Here is a 12,049-nt window from a genome sequence, read left to right on the forward strand (position 1 = left end):
TCGATCTGGCCCGACAGGAAGCACTCGCCGGTCTCGTTCGACGAGTATTCCCAGAGCGCGCCGATCTTGACCCAGCTGCGGCGGTCCGCCGAGAGCGCCATGAGGTCGAACTTGGGTGCCCGCTCGTTGGTGGATTCGAAGGCGCGCAGGGCGACGGTCGCGCTGAAGGTCAGGGTGGTGATGCGGCCGATGTGAACGCCTTCTGCGTTGGCCTTGAGGGTGCCGATGTTCATGTCAAATTCTCCTGATGCTGTCCGAACCCCTTGTCCGGAACACCTTCTCCCATCCCCCCTCTCCTCCGGGCCCCTGGCCCGGCCCGTGCGCCAGCCACCGCAGGCGCGCGTCATCCTGTCCAGCCCGGAGGGCTGAGGAGTCTCGATAGGTGGATTGGAGCTGAACCGGCCCTGCTTCGAACCCTGCGCGGCCTGTACCGACCTAAGCTTCGGGCTCGGACCCGTCCTTGATCTGGCTGAGACGCGCCATGAAGGCCTTGGCTTCGAGCTGATTGGGTCCATCGCGCGTGGCGAGGCAGGCCATCCTGTCGATCTCGAGCTGTGCGGCAAGACTTGCCTCGATTTGGCAATAGGGTTCGAGCACGCGGATTGCGTCAACCGCGCGGGGGAGCTCGCCGAAGGCGGTTCCGACCCATACGAGTTCGATTTCCTCCCCGTCTTCGTCAGGGGCGCTCAGAACCTGTGCGAAATAGGTCTGAAGCGGTCGGTCCCAGCCAACAAAGGCACTTGCCTGCGGATTCCGACGATCCCGCGCAGGGATACCGACATGATCACGCGCATCGTTCCGATCTGATCCCGCGCGGGATTCCGATCTGATGCCGCGCACGGCTCAGAGCCGTCATCGACGTGATTTGCTTTCACGCTATTCGTATTTTGGTCAAGCAGTCTGTGGGTGCGGGCGTCGCAGCGAGTCTCCCTCGAGTGTGATGCGGTGGGCGTTGTGAACGAGGCGATCCAGGATGGCGTCGGCGTAAGTCGCGTCGCCGATCAGTTCGTGCCATTTTGTCACGGGAAGCTGGCTGGTGACGAGGGTGGATCGATTGCCGTACCGGTCCTCAAGTATCTCAAGCAGATGATGGCGGGCATTGGCGTTGAGCGGCTCCAGTCCCCAGTCGTCGAGGATGAGCAGGTCGATCCGCGCGAGGCTTTTCAGCCGTACCGCAATACGTCCATCGCCGCGCGCCACGCTCAGCTCGTCGAGCAGCTTGCCAAGCCGGACGTAGAGGACCGACAGATTGTCGCGGCAAGCCTGGTGCCCAATGGCACAGGACAACCAGCTCTTGCCCGTTCCGGTCGGGCCGGTGATGACGAGATTGTCGTGACCTTTGATCCAGTCACCCTTGAGAAGGGTTTCCATAAAGCGCCGGTCGAGCCCGCGCGGTGTCCGGTAGTCGATATCTTCGGGGACGGCGCGGTGGCGCAGCTTGGCGTGGCGTAGCCGCGCTGCCATCCGCTTTTCCTGACGCCAGGTCAGCTCATGGTCGAGGATCAAGCCCAGCCATTCGGCATGGCTGAGCGTGCGCGCATCGTCGTTTGTCGCCATGGCACCGAACGCCTTGGCCATGCCATAGAGGCCGAGGTGATTAAGCTGATCGAGCGTGGGATGGGTAAGCATGTCTTCTCCTTCAGTTGTAATAGTCCGGACCCCGGATGTTGCCGTGATCGATGGGCTGGTGGTCGCTGTCCCGGGGCCGCAGCGGTTGGCCATCGAGCCCCTTTTCGAGGATCGACTTGACCGAGCCGTAATTGCGCGCGCCGATCTCGAGAGCGCGCAGCGCCGCAGCTTCGAGGCGCTGCGCGCCAAAGTGCTTTTCAAGACCGAGGATGCCCATGCACGAGCGGAAGCCCTGTTCGGGATGGGGGCGATCCTCGAGGATCTTTTCGCATAAAAGCTGCGCGCAAGGTCCGACCCGTCCCGATTCGGTCAGGATCTTCGCGAGCGTCCAGTCGGCAAAGCGGCGATGCGATGACGGCATGTGCTCGGGCAAGGTCGTATGCCGGCCATTGCCGCTGCCGCGCATGTGAACCGCGATCCGCTCGCCGCGGATGAAGATCTCGACCGTCCGCGCCGTCAGTCGCGCTTCAACCGGCTGGCGCGCATAGCGGTGGGGCACCGAGTAAAAATGATGTGCAACCTCGACATGATAATCGAGGCCCACGCGCCTGGCTTGCCATTCGGCATGAACGTAAGGCTCAGTCGGCAGCGGCGTCAGCAGCGGCGCATCGAGCTCTTCGAACAGCTGGCGACGGGTGCGACCAAACTGGCGCAGCACGCGCTCGTCGTTGAGCCGGGCGATCAGCGCTGCGATCGCGGCATTCAACTCGGCAAGGCTGTAAAATATCTGGTTGCGCAGCCGCCCGAACAGCCACCGCTCGACGATCCCGACACACGCCTCGACCTTGGCTTTGTCCCGCGGCTTTCGCGGCCGCGTCGGAAGGCACGTCGTGCCGTAATGGCGCGCCATCTCGGCATAGCTGCGATTGACCTGCGGATCGTAAAGACACGCCTTGATCACCGCGACCTTCGCATTGTCGGGCACCAGCAGTCTGGGCGCGCCGCCAAAGGCGGCAAAGGCCTGGACGTGCGCATCGGTCCAGTCCGCCAGCGTCTCCGTCCAGGTCGCACAGGCAAAGGACAGGCTCGATGCACCCATCACTGCGACAAAGATGTGCGCAGCGCGCCTTTCGCCCGTTCGGCGATCGATGACCACACCCAACTTGTCGCCCGCGTAGTCGACGAACAGCTTGTCGCCCGCCAGGTGCGTCTGGCGCATCGTCACCGGCAGACGGCCTTCCCACCCGCGGTACAGGTCGCAATACCGGCTGTAACGATAGCCGTCGGGATGCGCCTCGATATATTCCTCCCACAAAGTCTGCAGGGTCACATGCTTGCGCTTCAACTCGCGGTGCACCGCCGCCCAGTCCGGCGCGGGAAGCCGGCGGCGCCCGGGCTTGACCCCCGCCGCACCGTAAAGCTTCGCCTCAAGCTGCGCATTGTCGAGATCCGCGGCCAGCGGCCATTCGAGACCCGAGCGGTCAAACCGCTTCACCATCTCGCGCATCGTCGATTCAGCAATCCCAGCGCGGCGCGCCGTCTCGCGCACCCCAAGCCCCGCTTCCCGGTGCAGTCTCATCAGTTCGCGCACCTGGCGCATATCCATCCTCCTCGTCGGCATCAGCGGCTCCTTCCACAAAGAAGGCGCCGTTAATCGACAAGGCTCTGAAATTCTCACCTGCGCGGCATCGCATCGGAATGCTGCGCATGATCAAATCGGAATGGTGCGCAGCTTCAAATCGGAATGCTGCGCGAGATCACGTCGGAATGCTGCGCACGATCAAATCGGAACACTGCGCGTGATGACCTCGGAATCCGCACTTGCCGCCGCAATCCCGTCACGAAGCGGTACTTTGTGCCTGCTCATACGCTCGTTACCTCCCCACCATTTACCGGGCCGATGCTCCGCGGCGCAGTGACATGTCCGCGCCTCACAATGATCAGTAGTCCGCTGGCCGCATCAGCGTGATGACGCGCCGTGTCATCGCTGGATTGGCCGGATCCTCGGACCCGAATGCCAGTTCGGTGTCGTAATAATCGACTTTCATCAGCACCTTGATGCCATCGACATCCATGCTTGCAAAGTCTCGCTCGGGCGAATCCGGGGCGAAGGTGCAATGGCGCAGAGCGGCCATCAACCGGGCCTGTGCGATCATGCTTTGTGCCACCGTGTCGCCGCCCAGTTCGGCTAGAAGCCCGGAGGTCATGACGATGCGGGCCGTTCGGTCACGGCCCTGGCGTGCGGCATCATTGAGCAGCGCGATGCGCTCGGCACGCTGCCACGCGCAAGAGAGGTCGGATGTGTCATGCATTGGAGGTCTCCTCCCGATCAAAGGGGCGATCAGCGGGCAACCGGACGGCCTCGCGAGCCTCAGCCGGCAGGCTGACAAGCGGATAGCTGAACATCGATCGCGGTCCCGGGGACGACGGTAATGGCAACCTGCCGGTCCTTGGGAATGACCCACAGGATGCCGGCGAGCGTGTCGCGGATACGCGCCGCAATGGCCTCGTCCTCGCCGAGCAGCACCCGGGCCGCGAGTTCGCGCGCGTCGCGCAAGAAGTGCTCGTGCTGGGTGTCCCAGGAGTCGGCCTCGCTGTCGTCGCTCGCGCAGAAGCAGACGTTCTCGATCAGATCGACCAGCGTTTCGGGGGTCAGGTCATCACCCGGAACATAGGCGATGCGGATCTGGTCGATGCCGCTGTACCAGCCATCTTCGTTTACGACGCAGGCGACATCTGCCGGGATCCGTTCCTCGCGCTCGGTTTCGGCGGCGCGGTGAAAGACACAGAACCTCAGTTCGATCGTCTCGGCACGCACATGGTCATCGAGCGGAGGGAAGCTGCCGTTCTCGGCGATGACGTGGTCCCGTTCTCCGGCAGCAACATAGAAGCGCACGTTGCCGAGCTGATGCAGCGCGTCATACCAGCCATAGCCTGCGTAGGCAGGATGGTTCTCGACGAGGTGCGGGCGCAAAGGGTGTTCGCGCAGCGCGCGCTCCAGTCCCTGCCCGATATCGGGCTCAAGATCCGCGACGAGGATCGTGTCCGCACCTGCTGCGACCTCCTCATATTCGACATTGACGTTGTCGCTCTCCGCGATGGCCGCATGCCAGCGGGGCAGGCGGGGGTCGGCCTCGGGCAGGGCAACCCCCAGATCGCGCGCTTCCTTCCAGTTCTCGAAGGAAAGCCGGTGCCGGCCTTTGTGCGCCAGCGCGGCATAGATCGTGCGCTTGCACGCTGCCTGAAGCGCCGCAAAGGCGGCGTTCTCAACGAATTCCTTGCGCGCCGGGAGCACAAGGGCAAGTCCCGGGGTGGCGCCGATATCGAGCCGGCCATGGTAGGTCTTGCCGCCAAGGCTCTCCGAGACGCTGGCAAGCTTGCGGGTGAGCACCATGCCATGGAAATTGGTCGTCGGGTCCTGGTGATATTCGCGTCCCTCGAACACGCCGATCTGGCTGCCGTTCCACTCGGCGATGTAGATCGCCTTGGCGAGGAAGTCCTCGCGCGGCATTTCCGTGCCATTGAAGAACACCGGCAGCGGGTAGAACTTCGCGACCTCGCGCAGAATTCGCTCGGTCGTCTGCTCGCTCACCCCGGGCATCAGGAAGGTGATGGTCGTCCCGGCGGGGCGAGCAAGAGGCACCACGGTAATATCCTGCGCGCCGGTCCAGCCATCTGCGGGGACATGCAGCGACCATCCGGTGTCGGCATCGGCATGGCGCGAGCTGATCCGGGTGTCCTTGCCCGCAAGGCTGAAGACGCCCATGCCTGCCGGGTCTTCGGCCTCATGGATGCGCTGGTTCCAGCCCGAATCCCCCAGCGCAATCATGGTCTGGGGATCGGCGACACCGGTTCCGTCGTCGACCAGGGTCAGTCGCGCCCCGTCCTGATCGGCGCAGCAGGCGATATCGATCCGGGAAGCGCCCGCGCGGCGACTGTTCTGGAGGAGCTCGCCGAGGATATCGCCGATGGTGCCGTTAAAGAGGCGCGTGACTTTGGTGATCGTCTTCGGGCTGACGCTGGGACGGATGATTGTCGTGTTCATGGCAAAGGGTCCTTCATCGCACTGGTTCGCCCTTCCCCTCCCCCTCCCCTTCAGATCGGCGGATTGATGCATGGCCGGAGCCGGGCGGCTTGAGCCTGCTCTTCAGCCCACGCGCTTCGGCCGCAAATCCTCAGGCATCGGGATGATCTCGTGCGCCGTATTGCGGAGCGCCGTAACCTCGCCGCGCGCAGCGTAGAGGTCCTTGGCAATAAGCGCGCAGACTTCGGCCTCGCCATAGATTGGCCGGCCCAGGTGATCGACGCGCTCGACTTGCCGGGCAATCACGCCGACTTTTCCGTCCGGCACCCAGTCGGCCCAATCACCCCAGGCGCTGGTCGTGCAGAATTCGCCGATCACGGCCATATAGGCCTTGCGCGTCCGCAGGATCGCGGACGCATTTTCCTCGACGGCCTCGCCGGTGAAGGCGCTGAGGCGGTCCGGGTGCCAACACCGTGCGGTATCGCGGGCAAGCTGCAGGAAGCCTGCGGAGCAGGAGCGCTGGCGTTCAAGCTCGCTGGCGAAGGCAAGGATCGGGAGCGCCCAGTCGCAGTCTTCCTCGTAGGAGCCGCCCTCGATCAGTAGCGCCGGCGGCATGGCGGCCTGCCTTTGATCAGACAGAATGATGCCGCCGTGGCTGGCGGTCATCACCGACCAAATGCCGGGCCCAAGCTGATCGGCCTGTTGGACTGCGCCCCAGATCGAAGTCGATGGGCGCGGCGACGGAGCAAAGCATGTCATGAGCGAACTCTCCTTTTTCAGGTTCGCTCAAACCCTCCCCCTCCCCTTCACTCGAGAAGGCTGCGGGCTTCGCTGATAATTGCCTCAGGCGTGACGCTGCTGGCGGCCATGGATACGACAAGCCCGGCCTGACTCAGACGCTCGCGCTCGATGCTGCGCAGCTCAAGATAGTCGGCATCATCCGACTGAAGGATCTGGAGCGCGAACTTGCACTCCACCCCGCTATGCTCATCGAGCAGCGCCACCAGGAAATCCGGCCTCGCCGAGCCCGTAGCCAGCGCGATGTCAAAGAGGACCTTCTTGACGGCCATCCTGACACCGAGGCGGCGCAATTCATACTGGGCCTGTTGGAGCGCGCGCAGCACGTCGCGATCATGGTCACGCTCGGCGGGCACGAACTGGTTTCCGCTGAAGACAGGCTGGGCATAGGCGCGCAGCGCCAGGTATCCTTCACGCCGACTATGCTCCCCGACGACGGCCAACACGAGAAAGGGTGGCTCGACCTCGGCTCGGATGATCCCGGTGTGCTGGATGCGATTGCGGATTTCGACAGTTCCGAGCCCCGTCACCACCTCGCTCGATGTGACCTCGCTCGCTTCGAGAAGCAGAAAGGCCTGCGGCGCAAACTCGGGCGGCCAGGTCTCGGCCGCGGCCCGCAATCGGGCATGGACCCGCCGTTTCTCGTAATCGATCGCGTTGGTGTACAGATGATCCGACAGCCGGATGCCCGGCGCGATTTCAAGGCCCTGAGCGGCGCGCTTGAGGTGGCGCATTTCTTCGCTGATCGAGCCTGCGCGCCTGCCACTGGGCGGTAATTCGCGCAGGATATTCGAGCCAGCGCGTTCGAGCAGCAGCCAGAGCAGCTTGCCGAGGCGCGGGATGGCCACGCCGCGTGAGCGGTCGTCAGGCTCTATGTCCTCTGGCTTCTGTGCAAGCTTCTCCGGCGCCTTTTGGTGCGCGCTGAACAAGCCTTTTGGCAGGCCGATGGCATAGAGCGAGTCCTTCATTGTCTCACGGATGCGCGGCGGCGCCTGCGGCAGATGAAACGGGCATCCTGGCTCGTGGCCTGGCCGCGAAGTAAGACGCCGGAGGTAATAGGTTTCCTGAAAACTGAGATAGGCCGCGCTCATCAGCGGCGGCGGATGCTCTGCCCCAAGGCAATCGCAGGCGATCCACTTGTGGTTCTCTCGCGCGGTCGAGACCAGTGAGACGCAAGCGCGGTGGTCGGCCTCGCTGCCCCGGCCTGTATACCAGCGCACCAGCGCAGCCTTCAGCTCGTCACTAATGGCGACCCTGCCGGTCTTTCCTGTGGTGTCCTTAGCTACCAGCCACATGCATGATGACGCCTTGACCCTGTCGTTTGTTCACTATATGTTCATAATCTGCAGGAGCCCATGAATAATGAACAAGGTCTTTGATATCGGCAAGTTCGACCTCGATGTCACGCTGCGCGACGCGGCACTTGATCCGAATTGCCGTCCAACCAAGCGCATGCTTTCGACCTCGATGTCACGCTGCGCGACGCGGCACTTGATCCGAATTGCCGTCCAACCAAGCGCATGCTCGCCAATGCCTCGATCGGAGTGGAGCCGTTCGATGCCTATTACTCGGCGCGCGAGCTCTATGAGACCTTGCAGGGCGTCTTCCAGGGCCTGCCCAATGCCAAGGCTCGGCTGACGCAGATCCTGTCCTGCCATTGCGATGACTATCAGCGCTGCCTCTACTATGCGCTGGCAGGGCGCGGGGTTGTCCAGATGCTCGACGATCTCGAATGGCTCTTCGAACTCCTCGGGCCACGGTGCCAGATGTCGGGGCACCTTTTGCGCTCGGGCCAGCACCCTGCGCCGATGGTCAACCCTTACGTCTCGTCAGAGCCTGATGGCCCGGTTCCTGCCCGCAATGCCGACTTTACCGAAGGCCCGTCGTGGTATCTTGATCCCGGCCTCGGAGGGATGATCGAGGAATAAGCGGCCATCAGTTATTGCGAAGGCCAAGCCGGTCGTCGTCATCAACAAGCGTGATGCTCCCGTCCCAGTCCCACAGGACCAGATTGAGCGCGTCCGCGGGAGCACCGCGGGCGTAGCTTGGGACAACGATGCCGGCATAGCCTTGCGCGATCGCGGCCTCGGCCAGATCCTGCGTCGGGACCGGCTTGCCTGAGAGCATCCGATCACGCCACGCGGGGTCGGCGAGCTCAGCCGGTGTGATGCCGAAGGGCTGCAATGCAGCCACATCGCGGCCATCGAGCAGCGGTCCGATGTCGGCCTGATAGGCGACGAGCGTGGTGGGCTGGAGGGTGCCAACCTGATTGGCCTCGCGCAGCGCGGTCTCAGGGGCGAGGGAAGTATAGAGCGCGATGCGCCCGATGCGATTGAACCGTCCGCCAAACCGGGCCGCCCCCTCCCCCGAGAGGGGTTCGCGGGACCAAACCGGATTGTGGGCGCGGTAGAGCAGCCCGGTAAAGTGCATTGGACTAGGCGTGGACGCCGGCGTCGACCGCGTCGATATAGGTCAGCACGTCGTCGGCCCGGTTGCTCTGCACCAGCTGCATGGCGGTCTGGCCCGAGAAGCCGGGCAGCGGTTCCGAGCGGTACCAGGCATAGGCCAGCAACGCCGAGCCAAAGCGCGGCTCGACCTTGTTGAGCACCTCGACCATCTGGCGAAGGCGGCGCTGGGTACGATCGGACGCGATCCGGTCTTTGCGCTGGATCGCATCCTTGCCGAGGCCCAGCGAGCGTGCGAGTTCGTCGCTGGTGGTCCGCAGCGCGTCGACGATCTTGCGCGGAGCAAACGCGCCGTTGTCAGCGTAGTTTTGAATCGCCATTGCACTTTCCCATGAATTCTGACGCGATATAGCGTCAATTTTTGCGGTAATCAAGGTTTGCTGAGCCAGACACGGCAGATGTTCCGGTTCTGCCGCAGAGGTTTCACGCTCTTACAAAACCACGACCTGCAATTCGATCGCACCGGGAAGGCCCTCTTCTGCAGGCATAACGCAGAACGGCTGGAGCTTGCTGTCCGTCCTCACCACGGCATGACTCTGCCCCGAATTTGCTGTCATCCGGATGGCGAGGCGCTCGGCATTGGCGCGCCCGCACAGGATCGCCCTTCTGGGATCGAGGCTCTGAAGCAGCATGGTCACCTCCCGAGCGTTACGGCGTTGCCGGGAAGAATGTGCGCGGCGCACGCTTGGGGGGCACGACTTCGAACCGGCGCTCCATCAATCTGCTGATGCGGAACCGGCCTCGGCCATCGGGCGTGCTGAGTTCAATCTTCGCGCCGCGCTTTGTCACCCTGAATTCGGCGTGTTCGCTCCCGTCGGTGAACTTCATGGGTTCAGGCAGCCGGATCATGTCGCCATCGGCGATCTTGCGTTCCTTCAGCCGCAGCTGCCGGTAGCACCGGTTGCGCCAGTCGAGGGCATAAGGGTGATTGGTTGGCCCAAGTTCCTCGAGGATACTTCTGGGACACCCAGCCTCCACCGGCCCGGAGTTTTCATCCATGTCCTTGTAGCCGAACAGGAGGCCGTCGGCTGCCTTGGGGTTCCAGCGGACCAGACAGATTACCGCGGAGATGGCGTGGGTCTGGTTGTTCGGTCCATAGCGCTGGACAGCCGCGTAATAGGCCCCGGTTGTGGACACGCTTTTGATGACCCGGCATCCTTCGAAGGTGCCGGTTTCTTCATTCTCGCGCTCCCATGTGAGCTGATTGTCGAGATAGGCCTTGGGAGTGTCGAAGCCCCCCATTCCGGCACGGTGCATGTAAAGCCAGCCCATGCGAGTTCTCCTTCAGATGAGCCCCGGCTGCGCCGGAGGTGCGATCTTCAATTCGCGCGCGATCCGCGCCGTGAGTGCGGGAATGTCTGCAAGGGCGGTGATCGGCGCTTTGCGCATCACCGCGCCAGGCGGTTTCCAGAACGGGTTGCGCCAGGCGAGACCCGGCTCGCCGAACCTTTCCGGGCTGATCCGGACGACGATAGTCGATCCCGCGCTTAACCAGCGCAATGATCGCCGGTCTGTGCTTGAGCTCGGCAAGGCGTTCGATGCACTGGGACCGCAGCGCCTGGTCGTCTGCCTCACATTCGGTCGGCCTTCCGTCGGCAATACGCTGAAGGTGGCGGGTGAGGAGCAGCACTGCCGGGCAGTTTGCAGCCTGCCGGCCTGCAAGGCGGACATCATCGACGGCCTCGTTCAATGCTCGCAGCGCATTCTCGAAGGTTGTCAGTCCATCAGGCTGGAGTGCGCGGCGGTAACGGTAATCGATGTCGCAGGACATGAGGCTTCCTTTCCATTGCAAGATGCAATGGCCCCATCCCCCTTCCCTCAATGCAGGCTGCGACGATGTTCGCTCGGGTTCTGCAGCGGCAACGGCTCGTAGATCATCGGTCGTAGGAGCGTGTTTGGAGCAATCTGTTCGAGGATTCGCGCAACTGCCGAGACCGCAACGCCCGCCTCGGTTGTCTGGATGATGAGCGTTCGGCCTTGACCCGGAGCTGTGCCAAGCGACCAACCGGCGTCCCCCTTTCCGAGAAGACCGTCCAGCACCTGGCGTGGATCCCTCTGGGGAAACAGGCTTGCGATATACTCAGCCAGCACACCGCCGATAGGCGCCCTCCCCCGGCCTGCAACATCGTCGGCATAACGGTGAAGCTGGGTGAGGCGAACGACCTCCTCGGGGGCTGGCTCAAGCACAAGCCGGAACTGGCGCCGTTTCATCGGCTTCCTCCCCTTCATCCTCCGCAGGTTCGCTCTGGTAGCCCGAATAGGCCGCAAGATGGTTGAATGCCTGATCGGCCTTCGCGGCCGCGGTGATGATCGCCGTCTTGTCGGCCTTGAGGATCTCCAGCCAGTGCGAGACATAACTTGCATGGCTTTCGTGGAGGTCTGCCGGAAGGCCCAGTTCGTAGCAGATCCGGGCACTCACCTGCTCTGCTACCAGCTCCTCGAAAGCGTATGCCTTGTCGCCGAAACGCTTGCCAAATTCGCGGGCGAGCCGCGAGGCATGGCCCGACCAATGGCCGAGTTCGTGCGCTTTCGTAGCCACGAATCCGTCTTCGGTGCTGAAAACATTGGGGTGCGGAAGCTGAATATAATCAGCGCCCGGCGAGTAGAACGCCCGGTCTCCGCCGAGACGTATGTCAGCCGGGACGGGTGCGAAGAAGCGCTCGATGGCAGCGGCCTTCTGCGAGGGCGTCGGCGGCGCTTCGGGCACCGGACTCGGATAGAAATGGGGCGGCAGGCCATCGATCTGCGAGGCGTTGAACACGCTGTAAGCGCGCATGAAGCGGATTGTTTTCGACGACTCCTCACCGGTCGCCTGGTCGACCGCGGTCTTCTTCGTGCTGTTGAAGTAAATGCTCGGCTCCGCGGTCTCGCCCTTGCGGACTTGTCCGCCAAGCTCGATGGCTTGCCGCCAGGTCATCCAGTAGCGTGAGCCATAGCCATAGTGGTCGGCGACCGCCCAAAGATAGAGGCGGTTGATCCCTGTGTAAGGGACGCCTGCAGCGCGCAGCGGCGCTCCGCCCATACCGGTCTTCTTCCAGGGTCGGCGCCAGGGCAGCGTTCCGGCCTCGATTGTAGCGATGATCAGATTGGTGATTTCCTGCGCGACGTCGCGCTTGGGTCGTTGGCGCATTGGCCTGCTCCTCAACAAAAAGAGGCCCGGCTCACTCAGGCGAGTGGCCGGGCCAGGTCATCA

Annotated in this window: 15 protein-coding genes; 2 read left to right on the forward strand and 13 right to left on the reverse strand. The window is 63.3% G+C overall.

The genetic code is table 11. The features are described from left to right. The 8 genes from B7Y43_RS19375 to B7Y43_RS19410 all read right to left on the reverse strand — a co-directional run. On the reverse strand, positions 1-233 hold a 233-nt coding region (locus B7Y43_RS19375; protein WP_374133319.1), incomplete at its 3' end, for a DUF736 family protein. 202 nt (positions 234-435) lie between these two features. Continuing rightward, positions 436-840 (reverse strand): hypothetical protein, encoded by a 405-nt coding sequence (locus tag B7Y43_RS19380; protein WP_374133320.1) that lies wholly within the window; start codon positions 838-840, stop codon positions 436-438. A gap of 51 nt (positions 841-891) precedes the next feature. Beyond that, complete coding sequence (istB, locus tag B7Y43_RS19385; RefSeq protein ID WP_374133321.1) at positions 892-1,629, reverse strand: ATP-binding protein; 738 nt, start codon at positions 1,627-1,629, stop codon at positions 892-894. Positions 1,630-1,639: 10 nt separating this feature from the next. After that, a complete protein-coding gene (gene istA / locus B7Y43_RS19390; RefSeq protein WP_374133332.1) occupies positions 1,640-3,169 on the reverse strand; it encodes an IS21 family transposase in 1,530 nt (509 codons plus the stop codon). A gap of 340 nt (positions 3,170-3,509) precedes the next feature. Then, positions 3,510-3,881 carry a DUF3768 domain-containing protein gene (locus B7Y43_RS19395; protein WP_374133322.1) on the reverse strand — a complete coding sequence of 124 codons (372 nt, stop codon included), beginning with the start codon at positions 3,879-3,881 and terminating at the stop codon, positions 3,510-3,512. A 59-nt stretch (positions 3,882-3,940) separates the two neighbouring features. Further along, positions 3,941-5,614 (reverse strand): ATP-binding protein, encoded by a 1,674-nt coding sequence (locus tag B7Y43_RS19400; RefSeq protein ID WP_374133323.1) that lies wholly within the window; start codon positions 5,612-5,614, stop codon positions 3,941-3,943. Between the two features lie 102 nt (positions 5,615-5,716). Beyond that, complete coding sequence (locus tag B7Y43_RS19405) at positions 5,717-6,352, reverse strand: hypothetical protein (protein WP_374133324.1); 636 nt, start codon at positions 6,350-6,352, stop codon at positions 5,717-5,719. A gap of 47 nt (positions 6,353-6,399) precedes the next feature. Continuing rightward, entirely contained in the window at positions 6,400-7,686 is a 1,287-nt protein-coding gene (locus tag B7Y43_RS19410; protein WP_374133325.1) for a hypothetical protein, read from the reverse strand. A gap of 138 nt (positions 7,687-7,824) precedes the next feature. On the opposite strand from B7Y43_RS19410, the gene B7Y43_RS19415 reads away from it, so the two are divergent. Continuing rightward, positions 7,825-8,319, forward strand: a complete 495-nt coding sequence (locus B7Y43_RS19415; protein WP_374133326.1) for a hypothetical protein — start codon at positions 7,825-7,827, stop codon at positions 8,317-8,319. Between the two features lie 7 nt (positions 8,320-8,326). On the opposite strand, the gene B7Y43_RS19420 is transcribed toward B7Y43_RS19415, so the two are convergent. The 4 genes from B7Y43_RS19420 to B7Y43_RS19435 form a co-directional block, all read right to left on the reverse strand. After that, entirely contained in the window at positions 8,327-8,821 is a 495-nt protein-coding gene (locus B7Y43_RS19420) for an RES family NAD+ phosphorylase (protein ID WP_374133327.1), read from the reverse strand. Positions 8,822-8,825: 4 nt separating this feature from the next. Then, entirely contained in the window at positions 8,826-9,176 is a 351-nt protein-coding gene (locus B7Y43_RS19425; RefSeq protein WP_054590611.1) for an antitoxin Xre/MbcA/ParS toxin-binding domain-containing protein, read from the reverse strand. 111 nt (positions 9,177-9,287) lie between these two features. Beyond that, the gene (locus B7Y43_RS19430; protein ID WP_374133328.1) at positions 9,288-9,488 is read right to left on the reverse strand and encodes a hypothetical protein; all 201 of its coding nucleotides are present in this window, start codon (positions 9,486-9,488) and stop codon (positions 9,288-9,290) included. A gap of 16 nt (positions 9,489-9,504) precedes the next feature. Beyond that, a complete protein-coding gene (locus tag B7Y43_RS19435) occupies positions 9,505-10,128 on the reverse strand; it encodes a hypothetical protein (RefSeq protein WP_374133329.1) in 624 nt (207 codons plus the stop codon). Here B7Y43_RS19435 and B7Y43_RS19440 point away from each other — a divergent pair. Continuing rightward, entirely contained in the window at positions 10,127-10,729 is a 603-nt protein-coding gene (locus B7Y43_RS19440; RefSeq protein WP_374133330.1) for a hypothetical protein, read from the forward strand. The two genes, B7Y43_RS19435 and B7Y43_RS19440, sit on opposite strands and share 2 nt — an antisense overlap. Before the next feature lie 306 nt (positions 10,730-11,035). Here the strand turns inward: B7Y43_RS19440 and B7Y43_RS19445 are convergent, their stop codons facing one another. Further along, complete coding sequence (locus B7Y43_RS19445) at positions 11,036-11,986, reverse strand: ArdC family protein (RefSeq protein WP_374133331.1); 951 nt, start codon at positions 11,984-11,986, stop codon at positions 11,036-11,038. Positions 11,987-12,049: the final 63 nt, after the last annotated feature.

Source organism: Sphingomonas sp. 28-62-20 (assembly GCF_002281505.1).

Bases quoted from the DNA above. Each gene is read 5' to 3' on its own strand.
- istA (WP_374133332.1), bottom strand. From the start codon at position 3,169: ATGCGCCAGGTGCGCGAACTGATGAGACTGCACCGGGAAGCGGGGCTT.
- B7Y43_RS19420 (WP_374133327.1), bottom strand. From the start codon at position 8,821: ATGCACTTTACCGGGCTGCTCTACCGCGCCCACAATCCGGTTTGGTCC.
- istB (WP_374133321.1), bottom strand. From the start codon at position 1,629: ATGCTTACCCATCCCACGCTCGATCAGCTTAATCACCTCGGCCTCTAT.
- B7Y43_RS19410 (WP_374133325.1), bottom strand. From the start codon at position 7,686: ATGTGGCTGGTAGCTAAGGACACCACAGGAAAGACCGGCAGGGTCGCC.
- B7Y43_RS19395 (WP_374133322.1), bottom strand. From the start codon at position 3,881: ATGCATGACACATCCGACCTCTCTTGCGCGTGGCAGCGTGCCGAGCGC.
- B7Y43_RS19440 (WP_374133330.1), top strand. From the start codon at position 10,127: ATGCGAGTTCTCCTTCAGATGAGCCCCGGCTGCGCCGGAGGTGCGATC.
- B7Y43_RS19405 (WP_374133324.1), bottom strand. From the start codon at position 6,352: ATGACATGCTTTGCTCCGTCGCCGCGCCCATCGACTTCGATCTGGGGC.
- B7Y43_RS19435 (WP_374133329.1), bottom strand. From the start codon at position 10,128: ATGGGCTGGCTTTACATGCACCGTGCCGGAATGGGGGGCTTCGACACT.
- B7Y43_RS19430 (WP_374133328.1), bottom strand. From the start codon at position 9,488: ATGCTGCTTCAGAGCCTCGATCCCAGAAGGGCGATCCTGTGCGGGCGC.
- B7Y43_RS19425 (WP_054590611.1), bottom strand. From the start codon at position 9,176: ATGGCGATTCAAAACTACGCTGACAACGGCGCGTTTGCTCCGCGCAAG.
- B7Y43_RS19445 (WP_374133331.1), bottom strand. From the start codon at position 11,986: ATGCGCCAACGACCCAAGCGCGACGTCGCGCAGGAAATCACCAATCTG.
- B7Y43_RS19400 (WP_374133323.1), bottom strand. From the start codon at position 5,614: ATGAACACGACAATCATCCGTCCCAGCGTCAGCCCGAAGACGATCACC.